Source organism: Devosia naphthalenivorans, from assembly GCF_003056355.1.
Lineage (GTDB): Bacteria > Pseudomonadota > Alphaproteobacteria > Rhizobiales > Devosiaceae > Devosia > Devosia naphthalenivorans.
This window is the reverse complement of record NZ_PYVW01000003.1, coordinates 155,886-178,818: the sequence shown is the minus strand read 5'-3', so window position 1 is coordinate 178,818 and position 22,933 is coordinate 155,886. Positions and strand designations below refer to the sequence as shown.

The 22,933-nt window shown below is 61.5% G+C and carries 22 protein-coding genes; 9 read left to right on the top strand and 13 right to left on the bottom strand.

The features are described 5' to 3' along the window. Nucleotides 1-40: 40 nt before the first annotated feature. The 7 genes from radA to rpsF all read right to left on the bottom strand — a co-directional run bounded on the left by radA (nucleotide 41) and on the right by rpsF (nucleotide 6,415). Nucleotides 41-1,441 (bottom strand): DNA repair protein RadA, encoded by a 1,401-nt coding sequence (gene radA, locus C8264_RS06485; protein WP_108460155.1) that lies wholly within the window; start codon nucleotides 1,439-1,441, stop codon nucleotides 41-43. A 2-nt stretch (nucleotides 1,442-1,443) separates the two neighbouring features. Then, nucleotides 1,444-1,992, bottom strand: coding sequence for a DUF1697 domain-containing protein (locus C8264_RS06480; RefSeq protein WP_108460154.1), 549 nt, complete (start codon nucleotides 1,990-1,992; stop codon nucleotides 1,444-1,446). Nucleotides 1,993-2,072: 80 nt separating this feature from the next. Then, on the bottom strand, nucleotides 2,073-3,212 hold the full coding sequence (alr, locus tag C8264_RS06475) for an alanine racemase (RefSeq protein WP_108460153.1): 1,140 nt from the start codon (nucleotides 3,210-3,212) through the stop codon (nucleotides 2,073-2,075). Nucleotides 3,213-3,214: 2 nt separating this feature from the next. Continuing rightward, on the bottom strand, nucleotides 3,215-4,699 hold the full coding sequence (locus C8264_RS06470; RefSeq protein ID WP_108460152.1) for a replicative DNA helicase: 1,485 nt from the start codon (nucleotides 4,697-4,699) through the stop codon (nucleotides 3,215-3,217). Between the two features lie 370 nt (nucleotides 4,700-5,069). Continuing rightward, nucleotides 5,070-5,642: a 50S ribosomal protein L9 gene (rplI, locus tag C8264_RS06465; RefSeq protein WP_108460151.1), complete on the bottom strand. Its 573-nt coding sequence runs from the start codon at nucleotides 5,640-5,642 to the stop codon at nucleotides 5,070-5,072. A gap of 88 nt (nucleotides 5,643-5,730) precedes the next feature. Then, complete coding sequence (gene rpsR, locus C8264_RS06460; RefSeq protein ID WP_162783490.1) at nucleotides 5,731-5,985, bottom strand: 30S ribosomal protein S18; 255 nt, start codon at nucleotides 5,983-5,985, stop codon at nucleotides 5,731-5,733. Between the two features lie 19 nt (nucleotides 5,986-6,004). Beyond that, nucleotides 6,005-6,415 carry a 30S ribosomal protein S6 gene (gene rpsF / locus C8264_RS06455; RefSeq protein ID WP_108460310.1) on the bottom strand — a complete coding sequence of 137 codons (411 nt, stop codon included), beginning with the start codon at nucleotides 6,413-6,415 and terminating at the stop codon, nucleotides 6,005-6,007. Nucleotides 6,416-6,749: 334 nt separating this feature from the next. Here rpsF and fabD point away from each other — a divergent pair, with 334 nt between their 5' ends. The 7 genes from fabD to C8264_RS06420 all read left to right on the top strand — a co-directional run bounded on the left by fabD (nucleotide 6,750) and on the right by C8264_RS06420 (nucleotide 13,472). Next, the gene (gene fabD, locus C8264_RS06450; RefSeq protein WP_108460150.1) at nucleotides 6,750-7,700 is read left to right on the top strand and encodes an ACP S-malonyltransferase; all 951 of its coding nucleotides are present in this window, start codon (nucleotides 6,750-6,752) and stop codon (nucleotides 7,698-7,700) included. A 54-nt stretch (nucleotides 7,701-7,754) separates the two neighbouring features. After that, complete coding sequence (gene fabG / locus C8264_RS06445) at nucleotides 7,755-8,492, top strand: 3-oxoacyl-[acyl-carrier-protein] reductase (protein ID WP_108460149.1); 738 nt, start codon at nucleotides 7,755-7,757, stop codon at nucleotides 8,490-8,492. A gap of 207 nt (nucleotides 8,493-8,699) precedes the next feature. Continuing rightward, a complete protein-coding gene (locus C8264_RS06440) occupies nucleotides 8,700-8,936 on the top strand; it encodes an acyl carrier protein (RefSeq protein WP_108397792.1) in 237 nt (78 codons plus the stop codon). A 22-nt stretch (nucleotides 8,937-8,958) separates the two neighbouring features. Next, nucleotides 8,959-10,227 (top strand): beta-ketoacyl-ACP synthase II, encoded by a 1,269-nt coding sequence (fabF, locus tag C8264_RS06435; RefSeq protein ID WP_108460309.1) that lies wholly within the window; start codon nucleotides 8,959-8,961, stop codon nucleotides 10,225-10,227. A gap of 158 nt (nucleotides 10,228-10,385) precedes the next feature. Further along, complete coding sequence (gene mltG, locus C8264_RS06430; RefSeq protein WP_108460148.1) at nucleotides 10,386-11,495, top strand: endolytic transglycosylase MltG; 1,110 nt, start codon at nucleotides 10,386-10,388, stop codon at nucleotides 11,493-11,495. Nucleotides 11,496-11,591: 96 nt separating this feature from the next. Continuing rightward, complete coding sequence (gene gmk, locus C8264_RS06425) at nucleotides 11,592-12,230, top strand: guanylate kinase (RefSeq protein ID WP_245892962.1); 639 nt, start codon at nucleotides 11,592-11,594, stop codon at nucleotides 12,228-12,230. Nucleotides 12,231-12,254: 24 nt separating this feature from the next. Continuing rightward, on the top strand, nucleotides 12,255-13,472 hold the full coding sequence (locus tag C8264_RS06420; protein ID WP_245892961.1) for an MFS transporter: 1,218 nt from the start codon (nucleotides 12,255-12,257) through the stop codon (nucleotides 13,470-13,472). On the opposite strand, the gene rsmA is transcribed toward C8264_RS06420, so the two are convergent. From rsmA to C8264_RS06390, 6 genes are all read right to left on the bottom strand, one after another. Then, complete coding sequence (rsmA, locus tag C8264_RS06415) at nucleotides 13,469-14,317, bottom strand: 16S rRNA (adenine(1518)-N(6)/adenine(1519)-N(6))-dimethyltransferase RsmA (RefSeq protein WP_108460146.1); 849 nt, start codon at nucleotides 14,315-14,317, stop codon at nucleotides 13,469-13,471. The two genes, C8264_RS06420 and rsmA, sit on opposite strands and share 4 nt — an antisense overlap. Continuing rightward, nucleotides 14,314-15,312: a 4-hydroxythreonine-4-phosphate dehydrogenase PdxA gene (pdxA, locus tag C8264_RS06410; RefSeq protein WP_108460145.1), complete on the bottom strand. Its 999-nt coding sequence runs from the start codon at nucleotides 15,310-15,312 to the stop codon at nucleotides 14,314-14,316. Before pdxA ends, rsmA begins: the two co-directional genes overlap by 4 nt. 48 nt (nucleotides 15,313-15,360) lie before the next feature. Next, nucleotides 15,361-16,260, bottom strand: a complete 900-nt coding sequence (locus C8264_RS06405) for a peptidylprolyl isomerase (protein ID WP_108460144.1) — start codon at nucleotides 16,258-16,260, stop codon at nucleotides 15,361-15,363. 113 nt (nucleotides 16,261-16,373) lie between these two features. After that, nucleotides 16,374-18,635, bottom strand: coding sequence for an LPS-assembly protein LptD (locus C8264_RS06400; RefSeq protein WP_108460143.1), 2,262 nt, complete (start codon nucleotides 18,633-18,635; stop codon nucleotides 16,374-16,376). 32 nt (nucleotides 18,636-18,667) lie between these two features. Then, nucleotides 18,668-19,738, bottom strand: coding sequence for an LptF/LptG family permease (locus C8264_RS06395; RefSeq protein ID WP_108460142.1), 1,071 nt, complete (start codon nucleotides 19,736-19,738; stop codon nucleotides 18,668-18,670). After that, entirely contained in the window at nucleotides 19,735-20,805 is a 1,071-nt protein-coding gene (locus tag C8264_RS06390; RefSeq protein WP_108460141.1) for an LptF/LptG family permease, read from the bottom strand. The genes C8264_RS06395 and C8264_RS06390 overlap by 4 nt, the downstream gene beginning before the upstream one ends. 163 nt (nucleotides 20,806-20,968) lie before the next feature. On the opposite strand from C8264_RS06390, the gene C8264_RS06385 reads away from it, so the two are divergent. Beyond that, a complete protein-coding gene (locus C8264_RS06385) occupies nucleotides 20,969-22,450 on the top strand; it encodes a leucyl aminopeptidase (protein ID WP_108460140.1) in 1,482 nt (493 codons plus the stop codon). Between the two features lie 36 nt (nucleotides 22,451-22,486). Further along, complete coding sequence (locus C8264_RS06380) at nucleotides 22,487-22,933, top strand: DNA polymerase III subunit chi (RefSeq protein WP_108460139.1); 447 nt, start codon at nucleotides 22,487-22,489, stop codon at nucleotides 22,931-22,933.

Genomic DNA, 22,933 nt, shown 5'->3' with positions numbered 1-22,933 from the left:
GTTTGCGACAGGATCTGCCCAGAAAGTGTGAACCCATACCTCACCATTCCTCGCGCTGCGGTTCTCTTGGCTTGCCGTTGGCGGCAATTCGCCCGACCAGTTCGGCAAGAGCGGAAAACTCGGAAACTTCGAGCCCGCTATTACGGTCGGCATTGCCGATGCGGCCCGTCGATACGGATTTGAAACCAAGCTTCTGGGCTTCGCGCAATCTCAGCGAGCCATGCACCACCGGCCGTACGCCACCGGCCAGGGACACTTCGCCGAAATAAACCGAATCCGAAGGCAGAGGTGAACTTGTGAGTGAGGAAATCAGCGCTGCGGCCACGGCCAGATCGGCTGCCGGCTCACTGATGCGCATGCCGCCGGCGACGTTGAGATAGATATCGTTGGCACCAATTCGCACGCCGCACCGAGTCTCCAGCACGGCGAGAATCATCGAGAGGCGCGATGAGTCCCAACCCACCACAGCGCGGCGGGGCGTGCCCAGCGGGGAAGGGGCGACCAGGGCCTGGATCTCGATCAAGATGGGCCGCGTGCCTTCCATGCCCGCAAATACCGCCGAGCCTGCGGCTCCCTCATCGCGCTGGTCGAGGAAGAGGGCGGATGGATTGGCTACCTGTTCGAGGCCAAGTTCGGTCATCGCGAACACCCCGATCTCGTCTGTGGCGCCGTAGCGATTCTTGACGCCGCGCAGAATGCGGAAGGTGTGGCTGGTGTCGCCTTCGAAATAGAGGACGGCATCGACCATGTGCTCAACCACGCGGGGTCCCGCGATCTGGCCGTCCTTGGTGACATGGCCGACCAGCACCACGGCCGCGCCGCTCTTTTTTGCGAAACGCGTCAGGGCCTGCGCCGAAGTGCGCACCTGGGTGACGGTTCCCGGCGCGCTGTCCACCCGGTCTGTCCACAGGGTCTGGATGGAATCGATGATGACGAGGTCGGGTGCGGGGCCGTCCTCCAGGGTGGCGAGGATGATCTCGACATTGGTTTCCGCGGCCAGCAGCACCGGGGCTTCACCCAGGCCCAGTCGCTGCGCGCGCAATCGCACCTGTGCCACGGCTTCTTCGCCCGACACGTAGACGACCCGCTTGCCCTTGTTCGCCAGCGCCGCCGCCGATTGCAGCAGGAGTGTCGACTTGCCAATGCCGGGGTCGCCGCCGACCAGCAGGGCCGATCCCATCACAAAGCCGCCGCCGGTGACGCGATCGAGTTCGGCTATGCCGGTCACCACGCGCGCCGCGCTTTCGGTTTCCCCTGAAAGCGGCACCAGATTAGTCGGCCGGCCACCCGACTTGGCGGATTTGGGACCTGCCCCTACGCCCGAGTCGGTGATCTCTTCGACAATGCTGTTCCACTCTCCGCAGGCGTCGCACCGGCCCTGCCAGCGGCTGGTTACGGCGCCACAGGACTGGCAGACAAATGTCGAGCGGGATTTGGCCAAGTTTAGTGTCCTTGCTTGTTGCGCCTTGCGGTGGCGCGTTCATGCAGCCCGCACAAGGTGTTCCAGTTCCGCGCTGTCGCGGTGCCGGACCGCTTTTCGATGAGGCCGGGCAGCTTCGAATTGGCAACGCCGCCATTGTAGTCGACGATCAGGTGCTTGCCTTCGATCCGGATATTTTCCGGGCCCTGGTAGTCGCCGATCCAGCTAAAGTCAGGTGCGGCGGAGGCAAAGAAATAGACGCCCATCTGGGATGGCCTTGTACTCGCCGCCTCGGGCAGCGGATTGGCTCGAACCAGGGCGGCAAGCTGACCGGGTGACCTGACTATGGCGCGGTTGCCAGCGCCCAGTCCCAGGCCGACGACGATTTCGTTCATCTGCCTGGTGACGCTTGCGAGCGTGCCTGACCCTTCCACGATCATGTTGCCGGTGGCGACATAGGTTTCCGGCGCCTCGAAGCCCGCATCGGCGACGGCCTCACGCCATTGCGCCATCGACATGATCTTGTGGGTTATCGGGCCAATGGCGCGTAGCAGGACGACGAAAATCGCCATGTTCTTGCCTCCTGTTGGCGCCGCTGAGTTCCAGTCATCCCTATATCGGAAGCGATGACTAGGCAAGAACAAATAGAGAACTACGCCTCTGGCTCGGGCGGCAGATTGCCATCGCCGATATAGTTCCGGTTGTAGCGACCCTTGAGGGATGTGAGCACTTCATAGCCGATGGTTCCGGCAGCGTCTGCCTGCTCATCTATGCCGATGATGTTGCCCAGGATCTCGGCGCCTTCACCGGGACTGGGCAAGTCTGGCCCCAGTTCGGTGATGTCGACGGTGAACTGATCCATCGACACGCGCCCGATGACCGGGCAGACCTTGCCACGAATGACGACCTTGCCGCCGGGCCGCGTATTGGTGCCGGAAAGCGAGCGGAAGAACCCGTCGGCATAGCCGTGGCCGATAACGGCGAGACGGCTGTCACGGGAGAGGGAATAACTGGCGCCATAGCCGACGCTTTCCCCGGTGCGAGCTTCCTTGACCTGCAGGATCGGCACATGGAGCGTCACTACGGGCGCCATCGGGTTTTTGCGGCCGCTCACGGCACGTCCGCCGTAAATCGCGATGCCTGGCCGGACCATCTGGAAATGATAGTCGCGCCCCGTCATCAGTCCGGCCGAGTTGGAGAGCGATGCCGGTATACCGGGGAAAAGGTTCATCACCGAGCCGAACAGCGCCAGCTGTGTGCGGTTCTTCTCGTGATTGGGCTGATCGGCACACGCCAGATGGCTCATCACCATCTGCGGTGCATAGCCCAGCGTCTGGATGCGGTCGCGGACCAGGCTCGCTTCGTTCAGCCGGAAACCGAACCGGTTGAGCCCGGTGTCGAAGTGCAGCGCAGCCGGATAGGCTTCATTGCGCTCCACGCACTTGGCCAGCCATTCTTCAAGCATGGCCATGGACGCGATGACCGGCATGAGATTCTGCCGGATGTAGAGATTGGCCGCGCCGGGATAGAGCCCGTTCAACACGAAGATATGCGCCTGCGGCACCGCGGCGCGCACGGCCATGCCTTCATCGGGCGTTGCCACGAAGAAGAAGCGGGCACCGGCGGCATAGAGCGCCTTGCTGGCCATGGTAACGCCCGTGCCGTAGGCATCGGCCTTCACCACGGCAGCCGTCAAGGCGCCGGCGCTGACCTTGTCCAGCGCGCGCCAGTTGCGGGCCATTGCGCCCAGATCGATACTCAACTGCCCGCCAAGGCCCGACGTGAGCGCCATGCCTATTCCATGCGCTCGGGAAGATAGTCGGCGCGTGCAAGATTGCCGAAACGCGTAAACTGCGCTTCAAAGCTGAGCTGCACCGTACCCGTAGGGCCGTGACGCTGCTTGGCGATGATAACTTCGGCCTTGCCGTGCACCTTTTCCATCTCCCCTTGCCAGGCAATATGCTCCGGCGTGCCCTCTTTGGGCTCCTTGTTCTTGAGATAGTACTCTTCGCGGTAAACGAACAGCACCACGTCGGCGTCCTGCTCGATAGAACCCGATTCGCGCAGATCCGCCAGTTGCGGGTGCTTGTCGTCTCGCGATTCCACCTGACGGGACAACTGGCTGAGCGCGATGATCGGAACCTCGAGCTCCTTGGCCAGAGCCTTGAGCGTCGTGGTGATTTCCGTCAGTTCCTGCACGCGGTTCTGGCTCGATGCCTTGCTCGAACCCGACAGCAGCTGGAGATAGTCCACGATCAGGCAATCGAGGCCCTTCTGTCGTTTGAGACGGCGCGCACGAGCGGCCAACTGCGCCACGCTGATGCCGCCAGTGTCGTCGATATAGAGCGGCAGCTTGCTCATCATGTTGGACACATCGACCAGCTTGGAGAACTGCGAATCGTGAATGCGGCCGCGGCGGATGTCGGAGGAGGACACCTCGGCCTGTTCGGCCAGAATACGAGTCGCCAGCTGCTCGGAACTCATTTCGAGGCTGAAGAAGCCCACCACGCCGCCATTGGTGGTTTTGATATTGCCGTCCGCCTGCACTTCGCTTTGCCAGGATTTGGCGACATTGAAGGCGATATTGGTCACCAGCGACGTCTTGCCCATGGCCGGACGGCCGGCGAGAATGATCAAGTCCGAGCGCTGCAAACCGCCCATTTGCCGGTCGAGGTCATCGAGCAGGGTGGCGATGCCGGAAAGTCCGCCGTCGCGCTGATAGGCCTCGCCAGCCATCTGGATGGACGCGCTGAGTGCGCTTGAGAAATTCTGGAAGCCACCATCGTAGCGACCCTTCTCGGCCAGTTGGAACAACTCGCCTTCGACCTTTTCGATCTGCTTGTTCGGCGTCTGCTCGACGTCCGACTCATAGGCAACCTGCACCATCTCCTCGCCCACGAGGATCAGGCTGCGGCGAATCGCCAGGTCGTAGATCGCCTGCCCATAGTCAGCGGCGTTCAGCACGGTGGTGGCTTCCGCCGCCAGCCGCGCCAGGTACTGCGCCATGGTTACATCCGGCAGCAATTGATCGGGCAGGTGGGTCTTGATGGTGGTCGGATCGGCCGATTTGCCAGCCCGGATGATCTTGCCGGCCAGCTCATAAATGTCGCGGTGGATCGGTTCGTAGAAATGTTCCGGGTCGAGAAAGTCCGACACCCGATAGAACGCGTCGTTATTCAGCAGGATAGCGCCAAGAAGCGCCTGTTCCGCCTCCACATTGTGCGGGGCAAGGCGAAATGACTTGTCTTCGACCGGATGGAGCCGTGCAATCTCTGCCATGGTGTGCCTCGGGGGTGCGTTAACCTTTCTTAACCACGTGCAGTGGACAAGAGTCTCGGGCCTAACCTGCAAAGGTTAATGTGCTGAGAACCCGCCTGTGAACACTGTGGACAACGGGGAAAGCCAAAGCTCCTTATTGCATGAGAACAGGCCGTGAACAAGCCGAGTCGGCCCGGGCTTCCGTCTCGTACTCCCGCCGCACAACGCCTCCGCCACTGCGTCATTCCCGCGAAAGCGGGAACCTCCCTTCACTTGCGCATAGAAGTGGGATTCTCGCTTTCGCGGGAATGATGCGGTGGCCAAAAAGCAATACCACCAAAACAAAAGGCCGGGCACATTGCCCGGCCTCTGTAATCGATCTGTGATTCGATCAGACTTCGTCGTCGAAGCGGTCGTCCTGCTGCGCGTCCTTCTGGCCGGCAGCGAAATCGCCTTCTTCGTCTTCTTCGTACTGGGTGACGGTCACGTCTTCACCAGCGGACTGGCGAGTCGCTTCGTCTTCCGAGCGGGCGACGTTGACGTTGATCGACACAGCCACTTCGGCGTGCAGGTTCAGCGCCACGGCATGCACGCCAACCGACTTGATCGGGTCGGCGAGATCGACCTGCGAACGCTGGATGGTGAAGCCGTCGGCGGCAAGTGCCTCGACGACGTCGCGCGAAGCGACCGAACCATAGAGCTGGCCGGTTTCACCAGCCTGGCGGATGATGACGATGGTGCGACCGTTCAAGCCCTCGGCGATGCCGGCAGCGGCATTGCGGCGGTCTTCGTTGCGCTTCTCGATGTTTGCACGCTCGCCTTCGAACTTCTGGCGGTTGGCGGCGGTGGCGCGAAGTGCCTTGCCCTGGGGCAGGAGGAAGTTACGGGCAAAGCCGTCCTTCACCGTGACTTCGTCGCCGATCGAGCCGGTGCGGCCGATACGCTCGAGCAGAATGACTTTCATTTGGGAATTCCTTGTAGCTGTCCCGTCTCGAGGACGGTTAGGAGTCCCGGACCATCCGGAACCCCAACGATATGCCGGTTAGCCGAACTTACTGGACGGCGTAGGGCATGATGCCGATGAAGCGGGCGCGCTTGATCGCCTGGGCGAGTTCGCGCTGCTTCTTGGCTGAAACGGCCGTGATGCGGCTGGGAACGATCTTGCCGCGCTCGGAAACGTAACGCGACAGCAGGCGAACGTCCTTGTAGTCGATCGTCGGTGCGCCTGCGCCCGAGAACGGGCAGGTCTTGCGGCGGCGCTGGAACGGACGGCGGGCCTGGGCGGTGGTAAGGTCTTTGATTGCCATAGCTTATACGGTCCTTCGATTAGAAACGGCGCGGACGGCGTTCGCCGCCGAAGCCACCACGGTCGCCACCAGGACGGCCACCACGTTCACCGTCACGGTCGTCACGGTCACGCTTCTGCATCATTGCAGATGGGCCTTCTTCCAGTTCGTCGACGCGCACGGTCATGAAGCGCAGGATGTCTTCATTGATGCGCATCTGGCGTTCCATCTCGGCAACGGCCTGCGGCGCTGCGTCGATGTTGAGCAGCGTGTAGTGGGCCTTGCGGTTCTTGCGGATGCGGTAGGAGAGACCCTTGAGGCCCCAATATTCATTCTTGGTGACCTTGCCGCCGCCGGTGGCGAGGATTTCGGTCAAGGCAGCGGTCAGTTCTTCAACCTGCTGCTGGGAAACGTCCTGGCGCGCCAGGAAGATATGCTCGTAAAGGGCCATGAATGCGCCTTCCTTCGTGGTTTTCAACACTGCAATCGCTGGCGCGGAGCCTCCTTGAAGCCGGGAAAGGCGTCAAAGCAGTCTTGCAAAGAGCGGGAACACGGGAGGCCGGGCTAAAGCCCTATCTGCCGTTATTGCAAACGGCAAACCCTCCGTTCAGCCCCCGGCCAAACGAATTGCTGGGCGCCATATAGGGGAAAGCAGGGCATGAGGCAAGGCTTATGGGGGCAAGGCCTCGCTTCGCCTTGACTCCGCCACACCCTTTGGGCACACGCCGCGCAACTGGACAGCGCGTGAAGCGGTTGTCAAACTAAGGTAAAAGAGGGGGCTGTTCATGAGCAAGCGCGCATTCACCTTTCCGGGGCAGGGCAGCCAGACTGTCGGCATGGGCAAGGATCTGGCCGCGGCCTATCCGGAGGCCCGCGCCGTGTTCCAGGAGGTCGACGAGGCCCTGGGCCAGCGTCTGTCGGCCATCATGTTCGAAGGACCCGACGATATTCTGCGCCTGACCGAGAACGCACAGCCCGCCCTTATGGCGGTGAGTCTGGCAGTGGTGCGCGTTCTGGAATCAAAAGGCGTTCGCCTAGCCGACCATGCCGCTTATGTCGCCGGGCACTCATTGGGCGAATATTCGGCCCTTTGCGCTGCCGGCACATTCTCCTTGTCCGATACGGCGCGGCTCTTGAAGACGCGCGGTCAGGCGATGCAGAAGGCGGTGCCCGTGGGGCACGGCGCCATGGCTGCGTTGCTGGGGCTTGATCTGGAAACGGCTCAGGAAGTCGCCGCAGAAGCGGCGCAGGGCGAGGTGTGCGACGTCGCCAACGACAATGCGCCGGGGCAGGTCGTTGTCTCTGGAGCCACTGCGGCCATCGAGCGTGCCGTCGAGATTGCCAAGGCCAAGGGCGCCAAGCGCGCGCTGTTATTGCCCGTCAGCGCTCCATTCCATTGTTCGCTCATGCAGCCGGCTGCCGATGCGATGGCGCAGGCGCTGGCGGAAGTCAGCATGCAGGCGCCTGCGGTGCCTCTGGTGGCCAACGTGTTGGCGCAGCCGATTTCCGACCCCGCCGATATTCGCCAGCGCCTTGTCGAGCAGGTGACCGGCGTCGTGCGGTGGACGGAGAGTGTCACCTGGCTGACCGGTCAGGGCGGCGTTACCCATCTGGCCGAACTCGGCACCGGCAAGGTGCTGACCGGCCTGGCCAAGCGCATCAACTCGGAAGCGAGCGCAACCGCTGTCGGCACGCCGGCCGACATCGATGCCTTTGTGGCCGAGCTGACCGCCTGAGCCTTCGCCTACGCCGTTAAGCGCCTGAATCTGTATCTCCGCTGGGAGCACTAAATGTTTGATCTAACTGGTAAGCGTGCCTTGGTAACTGGCGCTAGCGGCGGCATCGGCCGTGAAATCGCCAAGGCACTTGCTGCGGCCGGCGCTATTGTTGCCCTCAGCGGCACGCGCGTCGGCGCGCTGGAAGACACCGCAAAGGAAATTGGCAAGGACAGCCCGATTCTCCCCTGCAATTTGTCTAAGCTCGATGACGTCGACAAACTTGTGCCGTCGGCCGAGGCTGCCATGGGTGGCATCGACATCCTGGTCAACAATGCCGGCATGACGCGCGACAACCTGTTCATGCGCATGAAGGATGAAGAGTGGGACGAGGTCATTGCGGTCAATCTGACAGCTGCCTTCCACCTCAACCGCGCCGTGCTGCGCTCCATGATGAAGCAGCGGTTTGGCCGCATCATCGGCATTTCCTCGGTGGTTGGCGTTATGGGCAATCCGGGGCAGGGCAACTACGCTGCGTCCAAGGCCGGGCTGATCGGCATGAACAAGGCGCTGGCGCACGAGGTCGCATCGCGCGGCATCACGGTCAATTCGATCGCCCCCGGCTTCATCGCTTCGGCCATGACCGATGAACTCAATGACAAGCAGCGCGAGGCGATCCTGGGCACGATTCCAGCCAACCGTTTGGGAACTGCGCAGGAGATCGCGGGTTGTGCCGTTTTCCTCGCCAGTGACGCGGCGGGATACATCACCGGCCATACTTTGAACGTCAACGGTGGCATGGCGATGATTTAAACCCGTTGAAAACCAACGGGTCCGCTTATGGCCATAGGAGTGCAAGTGTGATACTCGCCGCCGCTGTCGGCCTTGGCAGACTGCATTGCGGGCGCCCGAAAGTGCGCCTACATTGGCCCAAAGTCAGCCAACACGGTGCTTGAAGAAATAGTACCGCGCCAATAAGAAACGAAACGAAACCTCGATTTCTAAAAAGGGAAGTCAAATATGAGCGATGTCGCTGATCGGGTCCGCAAGATCGTTGTGGAACACCTTAATGTGGATGCCGAGAAGGTTGTCGAGAAGGCAAGCTTCATCGACGATCTTGGCGCCGACTCCCTCGACCAGGTCGAGCTGGTGATGGCATTCGAAGAAGAATTCTCGGTCGAAATTCCTGACGACGCTGCCGAGCAGATCCAGACCTTCGGCGACGCCGTCTCGTTCCTCACCAAGGCTGTCGGCTAAGAGCCGCAGAGAAACATTGACCATGGAATTACGCCGTGTCGTCGTAACCGGGCTGGGCCTTGTAACGCCCCTCGGCTGCGGAGTTGAAGCCACTTGGTCCAACATTCTGGCTGGAAAGAGTGGCGCCAAACGCATCGATGAATTCCAGGTCGATGATATTGCGTGCCAGATCGCTCATCGCTTGCCGCTCGGCGACTACGTCGACGGCAAGTACAATCCCGATGAGTGGATGGACACCAAGGAACAGCGCAAGGTCGATGACTTCATCGTCTACGCCATGGCCGCGGCCAAACAGGCGATCGACGATGCAGGCGTAGAACCTAAAACCCAGGAAGAGCAGGAACGCACCGGCGTCCTGATCGGGTCGGGCATCGGCGGAATTGGCGGCATTTATGATGCCTCCATAATCCTGCATGAAAAAGGCCCGCGCCGGATCAGCCCGTTCTTCATTCCGGGCCGCCTAATCAATCTCGCCTCCGGCTATGTGTCGATCCGGTTTGGCCTCAAGGGGCCGAACCACTCGGTGGTGACGGCGTGTTCTACGGGCGCGCACGCCATCGGTGATGCCGCGCGCCTGATCGCTCTGGGCGATGCCGACGTGATGGTAGCGGGCGGCGCTGAAAGCTGCGTCAACCGGTTGGCACTCGCCGGCTTCGCAGCGGCACGTGCACTATCGACCGGTTTTAACGACAATCCCGAAGCTGCGTCTCGCCCTTATGACAAGGACCGCGATGGTTTTGTGATGGGCGAGGGCGCCGGTATCGTCGTTCTCGAGGACTATGAACGCGCCAAGGCTCGTGGCGCCAAGATCTATGGCGAAATCATCGGCTATGGCCTCTCGGGTGATGCCTACCACATCACCGCTCCCTCCCCTGATGGCGATGGCGGTTTCCGTGCCATGAGCGCTGCCGTCAAGCGGGCAGGGATCAGCGCTTCGGAAATCGACTACATCAATGCGCACGGCACTTCGACGCCGCTGGGTGACGAGATCGAACTGGGCGCAGTCACCCGCGTTCTGGGCGACGCCGCTTCCAGTGCTGTCATGAGCTCCACCAAGTCGGCCATTGGCCACCTGTTGGGTGCGGCCGGTTCGGTAGAGGCCATCTTCTGCCTGCTGGCCATGCGCGACAGCATCGCGCCGCCCACGCTCAACCTCGACAACCCATCGGTCGACTCCGTGATCAATCTGGTGCCCAAGACGGCATTCAAGAAAGAGATCAATGTCGCGCTGTCCAACAGCTTCGGCTTTGGCGGCACCAATGCGACGCTGGTTATGCGCAAGGTCGGCTGATTTTCCCACGACTTAAAAGGGGCACATCGCGCCGTCGCGCATGTGCCCCTTGTCTTTGCCGCCAGCCATGCAATCAATGCTCGCCGGTGCGTTGCGCCGAGATGATGACAAGATCGGGCGCTAGTCCAGCAGCGAACCGGCTATAGGGATGAACACTGATGAATGATCGCAAGGCCGCCCGGCGTCAGCGCCGCCGTTCCCGCAATGGTTTCATCGATATCCTGAATGGCTTTTTGACGCTGCTCGTGATCGGGCTGCTCGCTGGGGGCGGCCTGCTGCTCTATGGTGCATCCCAGTTCTATGGTGATGGACCGGCAGCCGAAGAGACTGTTTTCCGCGTCGAGTCCGGTTCCGGTTTGGGCTCCATTGCGGCACGGCTCGAAGAGCAGGGGCTCATTACCAACCAGCTTATCTTCAGGGCGGGCGTCCGTGCTCTGGAGCAGCAAGCTACCGTCAAGGCCGGTGATTTCCGCATTCCCGCCGGCGCCAGCATGTCCGACATTGTCCGCGAGCTTACCCAGGGTAATCCGATCCGCTACGCAGTGACGATTCCTGAAGGTTGGACAGCCTGGCAGGTCATCCAGCGCCTTGATGGCACGAGCGACCTGCAGGGCGAAATCACCACGCTCCCTCCGGAAGGCTCGATCCTGCCGGGCAGCTACGACTATGTGCCCGGTGACACCCGCCAGTCGGTGCTCGACAAGATGCAGGAAGCGATGACGACGCAGCTGGCTGCTATCTGGGAAAGCCGCCAGCCCGATCTGCCGATCGAGACGCCAGAGGAAATGCTGGTTCTTGCCTCGATCGTCGAGCGGGAAACGGGCGTCGCAACGGAGCGTCCGCAGGTTGCCGCAGTGTTCGTCAACCGCCTGCGTACCGGCATGCGCCTCCAATCCGATCCCACCATAATCTATGGCATCACCAAGGGCCAGGCGCCGCTCGAGCGTGGGCTGCGGCGCTCCGAGATCGAAGCCAAGACCGATTACAACACCTACCAGATCGACGGATTGCCGCCGACCCCGATTGCCAATCCGGGTGTGGAATCGCTCAAGGCCGTCGCGAACCCCGATGAGCATGAATATCTGTACTTCGTCGCCAAGGGGGCATCGCCGAGCGAAGGGCACGTTTTTGCCGAGACTTACGCCGAGCACCGCGAGAATGTAGCGCGCTACCGCCAGATTGCCGACGAGGCAGAAGCGGAAGCCGCGCGGCAAGCGCTGGAAAACGTTGAGGCTGAAGAGGCGGGTGACCCTGCGGCACAGCCGTGAGTCATCGCGGTGGAGCTAGCGCGATCGGCCTTGACCTCAAGGCGGCGATAGAGCAACTACGCGCACAAGTGCAAAACATCGAATAGGATCAACCGTATGGAGTTTCAGCGCCGCGGTGTCATGCTGGTCATCGCCTCGCCATCGGGCGCTGGCAAGTCATCCATCTCGCGCGCGCTGTTCGGCGCCGATCCCAATATCAAGCTGTCGGTTTCCGTCACCACGCGTGCCCGCCGCACCGATGAAGTCGACGGCAAGCACTACCACTTCATCGACGTGTCGACATTCAAGCAGATGCAGGCTGACGGGGAACTGCTCGAATCGGCTGAAGTGCACGGCAATTTCTACGGTACGCCCCGCGCGCGGGTGGAAGAACAGCTGGCAGCGGGCAACGACATCCTGTTCGACATCGACTACCAGGGCACGCTGCAGCTGTACCGCAATAGCCGCAAGGACATGGTTACCGTCTTCATCCTGCCGCCCTCCATCAAGGAACTGCGCGCCCGGCTCGAACGGCGCGCCCAGGACAGCGTCGGCACCATCGAGAAACGCCTGAGCAATGCTCGGATCGAGATGGAGCACTTCAACGAATACGACTATGTCCTCGTCAATGAGGACCTCGAGGCATCGACCCAACGGGTACGGTCCATCCTGGTTTCGGCTCGCCTGGAGCGTGACCGCCAATTGAACTTGGCCAGCTTTGTCAAGGACTTACAAAGCCAGATCGATTCGATCTGACAAGTGGAGGCGGCGCAACCAGTTGTGATCCGCCGCGGCACTCCGGCCTTCGTTCGGGCCAACATAGCCTTCTTCCTTTCGGCCTTCGCGATCTTCGCTTCGCTCTACTCGGTTCAACCGCTCCTGCCCATTTTTGCCGCTGAATTCGAGCTGGATGCCGGCACGAGTTCGCTGGCCTTGTCGGCCACGACGGGCCCCTTGGCGCTTGCCTTGCTGCTGGCGAGTTGGGTGGCGGATCGCGTCGGGCGCAAGCTTTTGATGGTCTGCGCCATCGTTGCTACGGCCATTCTGGGCCTGCTGCTGCCCATTGCTCCGAACTGGCATTCGCTGATTGCGATAAGGACCCTGATGGGCCTGAGCCTTTCAGGGCTGCCCGCAGTCGCCATGGTCTATCTGGCCGAGGAGATGGACCCGGAGGCCCTTGGGTTTTCCATGGGTTTGTACATCGGCGGCACGGCAATCGGTGGCATGGCCGGGCGTCTGGTGTCGGGCATGCTGGCCGATCTGGTGGGCTGGCGCCTGGCGCTGGGGATACTTGGCGGATTGATCGCCATCGCGGCCGTCATCGTCGTCCTGCTTTTGCCGAAGCCCCGCAATTCGACGCGTTCGCCAATCGGTGGGCGCGAGTTCGTGCGGCTGGTCCGCCTGCAGTTCTCCGATGCCGGATTGCCATGGCTGTTTGCCTCGGCATTCCTGCTCATGGGCAGCTTCGTCACTCTCTACAACTACGCAGGGTTTCGGCTGGCCCGGCCGCCCTTCGAGTTGAGCCACACGGCCATAGCTGCCATCTTCGTGGTCTACCTGTTGGGAAGTGTCAGTTCGGCCTGGGCCGGTGGGCTGGCGCAGCGTCTGGGGAGGCGGAAGGTGTTCTGGACCATGGTGCTCACCATGGCGGCGGGGGTATTCCTGACGCTCGTGCCAAACACCATCGCGATCATCGCGGGCCTCGCCATAACAACGGTCGGTTATTTCGCGGCGCATGGGATTGCCAGCGCCTGGGTTGCCCGACGGGCACCAATTGGACGGGCACAAGCATCGGCGATTTACCTGTTCGCCTATTACCTGGGCTCGTCGATCCTGGGAACGCTGGGTGGCTATGCCTGGGCAGCCTGGGAGTGGAATGGCGTCATGATCGTTAGCGGTGGTGCGATAATTGCCGCGATGCTGGTTGCCTTCCGGCTGTATTACCTGCCACCGCTATCAGCGCCAGAAGAAGTGGCGCAGCCTCCGGCCGGTGTCTAGGACTGCCGCAATCCTGGCAGTGCCCGCGCCATGGCGAGAAAGGCTTCGACGGGCAACTCTTCTGCTCGCTCGTTCCCTTCCAGCCCTGCAGCAGCGAGCAGGGCGTCTACCGGAACTCCAGTGGCTTTCAAGCTCTGCCGCACCATTTTGCGGCGCTGACCGAACGCCGAGCGGGTGACCTGCTCAAGGCTCTTCACCGCCACGTCGCCGGACACTGGCTTTGGCACCAGATGCACAACGGCCGACGTGACATTTGGCGGGGGTACGAAGGCCTGCCGCCCCACGTTGAAGGCAATGCGCGCATCTGTGCGCCAGCCGGCCAGCACGCCGAGCCGCCCATAGGGGTCTTCTCCTGGACGAGCGCAAATCCGTTCGGCAACTTCGCGCTGGAACATCAGTGTCAGGCTTTCGAAGTACGGCGGCCAGGGATCAACCGTGAGCCACCCAGTGAGCAGGGGAGTGGCGATATTGTAGGGCAGGTTGGCGATGATCCGCGTCGGTCCATCGGCCAGCATCCGATAGTCCATGTCCATGGCGTCGCCGCTGATGACCGTCAGGCGGCCCGGATACGCCTGCGCGATCTGGGCCAGCGCGGGGAGTGCGCGGGCGTCGCGTTCGATGGCGATCACTTCCCGCGCACCTTCCGCGAGTAGCGCCCGCGTGAGGCCGCCGGGGCCCGGACCCACTTCGATGACCCGAACGCCTTCCAGCGATCCGCCGACCCGGGCAATCCGCGCCGTAAGGTTCAAATCCAGCAGGAAGTTCTGACCAAGCTCTTTTTTGGCCCGCAGACCGTGCTCGGCAATAACTTCACGAAGCGGCGGCAAGTTATCGATTTGACTCATGAATTGCTCGTCATGGCGTCGGCCATCGCGATGGCTGCCAGAAAACTGCGTGGCGAGGCTCGCCCGGTTCCTGCCAGGTCAAACGCCGTCCCGTGGTCCGGTGAGGTCCGCACGATCGGCAAGCCCAAGGTAACGTTGACAGCATCCTCGAATGCTACGGTCTTGATCGGGATCAGCGCTTGGTCGTGGTACATCGCAATTACCGCGTCGTACTTTGCCCAATGTGTGGGGTAGAACAGCGTGTCGGCGGGCAGGGGACCCACAACGTCCAGGCCCTCGAACTGCAACTGTGCAACGGCGGGCGCGACGATTTCCAGATCCTCACGGCCAATCGCGCCACCTTCGCCGGCATGTGGGTTCAGCCCGGCAATCGCAAGCTGCGGATTGGCTATCCCGAGCCGAATGCCCAGATCGTGCGCGACGACGCGCGCCGTCTCGACGATCAATTCCCTGGTCAGCAGGTTCGGCACATCCTTGATGGGCACGTGAATCGTCACTGGAACGGCCCGCAGGCCGCCATGCGCCAGCATCATCACCGGAAGCCTTGGCGTAGCCCCTTGCGCACACAGCTCAGCAAGAAATTCGGTGTGGCCGGGATGGCTGAAGCCGGCGTGATACAGGGCGCCCTTGTGGATCGGCGCCGTCACAAGCCCGCGGCAGGCTCCGGTCAATGTCGCCTGTACTGCTTGAGTGATGGCGCCAATTACAGCGTTCGCCGAGAGCGGGGAAGTTTGCCCCGGATGATCGGGCACAAGGCCTTCGATGTTGGCAACCGGAAGTGAGCGGTCGAATGACTCGGCCGCGCCTTCCGCGCCTACTGTTGCGAAGTCTATATCAAGAGCCAGCCGCTTGGCCCTGGAACGCAGGAAGTCCACATTGCCGAACAGGCAGAATGGGGGGAGGGCCAGTTCTTTGCGCCGGTCATAGAGCGCGAGGACGATATCGGGCCCAACGCCGGCGGGCTCGCCCATGCTGATCGCCAGCGGTTTGTTCATCTCGGCCCCCGGCGGTCGGCGAAAGGGCCCGTGACCGGGCCCCATTGCTTAGTTGTAGATGACCTTGGCGCTCTTGCGCAGGTTTTCGAGGTAACTTGCCACCTGACCTTCAAGCGCATTGTTGCCGGCTTCGGCGCGCAGGTCGCCCTTGATGAAGGTCAGGTCTTCGGCCTGTGCCTTTTCGCAGACTGCGAGCATCGAGACGCCGTTTTCGACCACGCGCGGCTTGGTGATGCCGCCGACGTTCAACCCGGCCAGTTCCTTGGCAATTGCTTCAGGCAATTGCGTTGCATGGCGGCGGCCGACGTCGATCACCGCTGCGTCCGTGTAGCCGAGCGAAAGGTCGACTGCCGCATCGCAACCGGAGAATTTCGAACGGTAATTGTTCGCCTGACCACTACGGCCGCTGGAGCCCTGGCCGACAAACAGCACCTCTTTGAGGATGTAGTCGAAGTTCTGATAGGCCTGCAGCTGGTTTTCTGCCTGCTGGTCCAGCGCGAGATCCGAGATCTGCACATTCGGAACGATGGCCTGTTCCGTCACCGCGTTCCAGGCAATGGCGACCCGCAGACGGTCCTTGAGCGTCTCCATGTTGATGCCGCCCTGTTGCAGCATCTGCTGCAGCCGCTCCTGGCTCACATTGATGTTGCGCGCGATCTGCAGAAAAGCCTCGTCCACCTGTGAGTTGGACACTGTGATGCCCAGGCGCTTGGCTTCGGCCATCTGGATAGCCTCGGTGATGAGCTGATCAGTTGCACCCTTCTGCCCGCCACTGTTTCCTTCCAGCGCAAACAACTTCACGCGCTGCGAAATCTGAACGTCGGTGATGGGTGTACCATTCACGGTTACACGCACGGTTTGTGCAAAGGCTGGCATTGCAGCACTTACGGTCAGCATGGTGCCGATAATCATGGCGCCAGCAATGCGCCCCCAGAAAGTGTTCGCCATAGCGTAGTGTCCGCTCTGATAGGTTAAAATCGTCGGCCCTCAATGGGGCTGTAAAAGCACTCTGTCAATTGCTCAACAATACGGCCAAAATCCGATAGCGGCGGCTCACGGCTTCAGTAGTCAAAGCCGGCATTGAAACCAGCCGGCGCCTTGATGCGGAAAGAAGCGGTTATTCTTGTATCGTCAGGGCTGGTATGGGTTTCGCCCGTGCGGCTGACATCGGCACTCATGAGTAGATAGCCGTCGTCATACCGTACGCCTGCACCGGCGAGCAGGAAGCTGTTCGCGGTGAGGTCCCAATAGGTTCTGGCGTTGAGGCTCCAGTAGTCTGCGAGCGGCACCCCTGCGCTGACGCCGATCTCCTGTTGGTCGACCAGCTGGCCCAGATCGTCATTCGCTGCGATGTAGTTGTAGTCGAGCCCCGCGCTATAGCCGGCATTGGCATAGTTCACACCCGCGCCAGCGCGCGTTATACGCGCCTCATGCGGGTCCACCTGCAGCTTGCCACCGACCTGAAGCCCCGGCAGGAACGAGCCATAGGCGCCCAGGACTGCGTAGGAGGCCGTTGTCTCCAGCCCTGAACCTACGCCTGTCAGCGCTGGATCGGCACTGGCGAAGGCATTTTCACCGGCAAGATGAAACGACTGGCCGGCGATGATCTCAAGATAGCTGCCATCCACGAAATCGGCCTGGTAGCGCCCGCCGATATTCGCGCGCAGCCCGGTCTCCTGGCGATCCGTGCCCGAGAAGCGATTGAAGCTGAACAAATTCGTGTCATCGAAGACGAAGCTTTGCGCATTGTCATTGGTGATGCCGACGGCGGTCGTCCCCGACCCGCGATAAACCAATTGTCCGATAGGCTCGATCAGGTGAACGGTTGAACCATCGCTCGACGCCATGGGGAAGCGCACGTCCATGGCGGCGATCGGCGTCGCACTCCACAGTGTTGTCTCGCCGGGCGCCTCGGCAAGGGTGCTGGTGCCGTCATAATAGGCAAAGTCCGCGCGCCCACCAAGATACGGGGTCGCTACGAACCCGCCCGCGCCGATGTACTGGTTCTGCCAGCCGGCCTGCAGAGTTGCGTGCTGCTTGTCGCCAGCGTAACCGAACGTATAGGGCACTCCGTTTGGCGCGATGGTATGATCCAGTTCCCGGCGGACGCCGAGCAACCTGCCGCTGATCTCGATCCGTCCGGAACCCGGCGCAAGTTCGAGCATGTGCTCGAACCGCACTGCTGGGAGGGCTTGCCCCTGCCGATCCTGCGTTATGGGCAATACGTCGCCCAATACGTTGAACTGCTGCAGGCGGACGTCAAAAAAAGTGTCTCGGGTCAGATGAGTGGCATAGACTTCGTTGACCGATGAAGTCGCCGCCGAAATATCATAGTCTTCGAGGAACGCTGCATCGCTGAACGCCGTGTAGCTCCAGCCCACGGTCCAGTCTGTGACTGGCCGGAAGCTGCCTGACGTTTGTAGTGCTCCTCGCCAGTCGCGCTGCGCATCGGAGAAAGCGAACGCTTCCTTGTCCAACTGGTAGACACCGGACCCTTTGATCTGGAATGAGCCATTGTCAAACCGCTGCACCCATTCGGCGCTCATCAGCAGACCTTGGCGGCTCATCAGGCGCGGCGACAGGATGATGTCCGTCCATTGGCTGGAATATGCTGTAACTTCAACGCCAATTTGTGCTCCAAGCTCTTCGCTATAAGCGAAGGTAGGCCTCGGAACTTTGGACAGCGCAGAGTCGCTGGTGTCAGGCAGGTATAGAAACGGCAGCCACGCCACAGGAATGCCAAGCAGCGCAAGGCTCGGCTGCTCCAGATAAACCGAACCATCCTCGGCATTGTAGGTGATCCTGTCCGCGCGCATGGACCAGCCGATCCGCCGGCCCTTGTCGTCGATGCAGTCGCCGCACGGTGAATAGGTCGCGTTTTCCAGTAGGGTCTGGAGGGCATCGTCATAATCGGCGCTATCTGCGGTGATGCGCGCGCCGTCGTATGTCGTGATGGTTATGGCTTGCAGAAACGCCTGCTTGAGGCCGCCCGTGAGTTCCAGGTCAACCGTGTCCAGGATGTTCCCGGACGGATCGACAACCCTGACTGCTCCGCTGAACCGCACTTCGTTGCTGGCACGATTATAGATCAGGTTTTCGCCATTGACCGTATAGCCATCTTGCCGAACCACGACACCGCCTGTTGCGGTGATCGTGCTGGTGCTGGCTTCGAAAACGAGGCTATCCGCCTCAACAGCGACTGGTGCGGCCGGATCGATCGGCGCGTTGAACATGTCGACAGGGACCAAGGCCCCCGACTGCGCGACTGCGCCACTTGCCGAAGCGATGGCGATCACGGCGCTGGCACTCGCCAGACGCAGCATCGTCTTCGTCCATGCGCTCCAACTCGTTACTCTCACGCGCGTCCGTCTTCCTTGTGCAGCAAAACCGTCACGCCAATGACGATTGCCACAAACGCTGGTCCGACCGCGGCAAACGTAGGATCGAGAACACCGGTCGATCCGCCACGATCGGCCATCTCTGTGATCACGAACACCACGAACCCAAGCACGACCCCATAGAGGACCGCCGGACCATAATTAGAGCCTCTTCGATAACCCGCGGTAAACGCAAAAGCAATGAACAGGGACCCGGTGAGCACCATGGGCAGGGCCAGCAGTTTCAGGAACCGCATCAGCGCTGCATTCCTGATGACCGGGTCCGACACGCCATCTTGCAGCAGGGTCGCAATCTCGAAGAATGTCATGTCCTCGGTGGAGGACGTTCGGAGTGCCAGCTCCGCCTGGGTCATGCTGGAAGGCAGGGTGTAGCCAGGAACCAAGCGCGGCGGCTCGTCAGTGCTCCGCAACAGAGCGTCGGTAAATCGCCATGTCCCGTTTTCAAGCACGGCACCGGCCGCTTCTACTCGCTCGCTGCGGCCAGGATTGAGCAAAAACACCGTGACATCGAGCAGCGCAGAGCCGCCCGGCTCAAGGCCGGTCGCCATGATCAGATAGTGGTCCGTCTGGCTGCGTTCCTCCAGCCAGATCTCGCCGCCTGGGACGAGGAACGAGCCCTGGCCCGGCGGGCGCGGATCCAGTTGCCGGTTGATCTGCGTGCTGGCCGTTTCAGCCACCAGCGCAATGAGCAGCCCAACGGACAACATTGCCAGGGTCGGCATGCGAACGGCTTTCCAGATTGAAATACCACTGGCATGAATCACCGTCAGCTCGTGGCGCGATTTCAGGTCCATGAAACCCAATATGGCGCCAAGCAGCACCGTGACCGGCAAAGTCTTGATGGTCCATTTGACCGCGCTCATGGCGACCATCAAGATCGCCAGGGGTATTCCCTGGTTGTCGGCAACATAGTTGAACCGCCAGGTGTCCAGCGATTCAACCAGCGCTATCAGCCCGTAGAACACGAACACGGTAACCCCGATCCGGCTGGCCAGCCGGTTCAGCACCAACCAGTCGATCCGGTTCATGTCGTCACCATGGGGAGCGGCCGCCGCGGCCAGGTGCGCTGCAGCAGGACAGCACCGGAAATCACGATCAGCAGGAGGGCCCCTGTGGAGGGACCGAGTGGGCTGTAGGCGCTGGCGCCGCGCTCAACGAATGCCAGCAGCAATACGACTGCCTCCATCGGGACGGCAATCCGCCCCCGCCTCCCGCCCGGAAAGCCCGCCATCGCCAGCACCATCATGCAGATGGCAATGACCCTGAGCCCTTCGATCATACGGTTGAACAACAGCTTGGTCAGTTCGGACGTCCAATTGCCGGAGGCGAACGCTTCCTGAACCAGCGTAACACTGTTGGTTTCCAACATCGGGTTGCCGCCATATCCTTCCTGCGTCAGCAGATCGACATTGATGTCGTAGCGCGCAAAGGAAATTTCGGAAAAACGCCCGTTCGATTCGGTGTACTGCAAGGCGCCATTGCGCAATTCGATGATGTAGTTCTCGCCATCGCTGGAGACCCGGGCGGATTCGGCCACATAGGTCCGCCTGGTATCAGGGTCGCGACGGTCATCCGCGAAAAATTCCTGAATTTCTCCGTTTCCAGAGCGACCACCGATCAGCAGGATCACGCCGGGCGTCACTTGCGTAAATTGTTGCGGCTTCAGGGTGGCACTCACCAGATCGGCCGCGATGCTGGCGGAGAGCAGACTGAGCCGCCGATTCGCAGCCGGCTCGGCGAAGTTGGAAATCAGCAGAATTGTTACGACGCCTGCACCAGCCACCACCGCTGTCGCCGCCCATAGCGAACGCAGGCCATGGCCGGCGTGAATGATATGAAGTTCCTTGTTGGCCTGCAGCGCCTGAAGTGCCCGGGCCAGCCCTATGCCCACGCAGACATAAAAGAATGCGCCAACCAGCGGCGGCATGGTCAGCAAGGCCTGGAACGCCAGGGTCCACAGCCCCTGGCCCTTGACCGCAACCACGTCGAACGAGCGCAGGCAGTTCACCAGCCATAGCAAAACGCAGACGACCCCAAACAGGATAAGGGCATCCGTAACGAACAGGCGTGAAAGATAGGCCGTCAGTCGCTTCATCGTGCCCGGTTATCGGTGCTGTGTCCGGCCGAAACAAGCTGCCAAACGTGCATCCAAGCTTTTGTGCAGAACTTGTTGCGGGATTGACGCGCGGGGCAAACCGACCAATGCTTGGACGAAATCCATCCTGGCGTCCCGCGCCTCCTGCCCACCAAGGCCTTCCATGTCCCAGTCCCTTGATATTCGTACCTCGCCGCTCGGCGCGGTGAACGCTGCCCTGACCGTGTTCTACGTCGCCGAAGGTGCCCGCCCATCGGGCGATGCCCTGCAACATTGGACATCGACCGGCCTCGACTGGGATGAAACGATTACCTCGGCCGGCTTCAAGGGCAAGCAGGGGCAGATTATCGATGTGCTGTCGGCCGGCGGCAAGCGCCTGCTGGTTCTGGGGAGCGGCAGTTCATCCAGGAACACGCCGCTCAACGGTTGGACCGATCGGGGCGGATCGCTCATGGCCAAGCTTCAGGGCATTCGAGCCACCGATATCGCCGTTCTGATCGAAGAATCGGACGCTAGTCCGGCGGCCATTGCCGAACTGGCAGCTGGCCTGAGATTGCGGCACTACAAGTTCGACAAGTACAAGTCTGCGCGCCCGGACGAGGCGCCGGCGCTGATGACCATCACGCTGCACGTTCCGGATTCGGCAGCGGCCGATGTCGCCATCGCCAATCGCGGAGCCACGGTGGAAGGCACCTTGCTGGCTCGCGACCTGGTCAACGAGCCCGCCAACACCTTGGGCACCGTCGAATTCGCCGCTCGTGCGAACGAGCTGGGCGAGCTGGGCGTCGACGTCGAAATCCTTGAACAGGATGCGCTGGAAAAACTCGGCATGGGCTCGCTGCTCTGCGTCGCCAAGGGGTCCGACCGTCCGCCGCGTCTCGTCGTGATGCAGTGGCGCGGCGGCAAGGAAGGGGACAAGCCGCTGGCGTTTGTCGGCAAGGGCGTTGTTTTCGACACCGGCGGCATCTCCATCAAGCCTGCGGGCAGCATGGAAGACATGAAGGGCGACATGGGAGGCGCGGCCGCCGTCACAGGGCTGATGCATGCACTTGCCTCGCGCAAGGCGCCGGTAAACGTCGTCGGCGTCATCGGCCTGGTGGAAAACATGCCGTCGGGCAGCGCGGTGCGCCCCGGCGATATCGTCAAGGCGATGAGCGGCACCACCATCGAAGTCATCAACACCGACGCCGAAGGCCGGCTCGTGCTGGCTGACGCGCTCTGGTATACGCAGGACAGGTTCAAGCCCCGGTTCATGGTCAATCTGGCGACCCTTACCGGCGCCATCGTTGTCGCTCTGGGCCATGAGCATGCAGGGCTTTTTTCCAACAATGATGAATTGGCCATTCAACTGCTCAATGCTGGGCTGAGCGCCAATGAGAAGCTGTGGCGGATGCCGCTTTCACCGGCCTATGACAAGCTGATCGAGTCCAAATTCGCCGACATCCGCAACTCCGTGGGCCGGCCTGCCGGGTCGATCACGGCAGCGCAGTTCCTGCAGCGCTTCGTCAACGACGTGCCATGGGCGCATCTTGATATCGCCGGTACGGCATTCGGCGGAAGCAATAGCGAGGTCAACACATCCTGGTCTCCCGGATTTGGCGTGGCCTTGCTGGATCGGCTGGTGCGGGACTACTACGAGGATTAAGTTGCACCCGCAGATCGCTGGTCCGATGGAGTGAAAGTGCCCGAAGTCCTGTTCTATCATCTCGAAGCACGCCCGCTCGAGGCTGTCATTCCTCAACTGCTTGAGAAGACCCTTGAGCGGGGCTGGCGTGCTGTCGTCGAAGCAGGCTCCAGCGAACGCGCGGAAGCACTGGATGCGCACCTCTGGACCTATCGGGACGACAGTTTCCTTGCTCATGGCATGGACGGGGAGGGTGCCGAGGAGCACCAGCCCATCCTGATCACCACAGGCACTGACAACCGCAACTCCGCGGCGTGCAGGTTTTTTGTCGATCGCGCGGTGCCGCAATCGGCGGAGGGCTACCAGCGCATCGTCTATATGTTCTCCGGCCAGGATCCTGATGCTGTGACCGAGGCTCGCTTGGCCTGGAAAGCACTGCGCGAAGGCAACGCGCTAACCTATTGGCAGCAGGAGCAGGACGGGCGTTGGGTCAAGAAGGCCTGA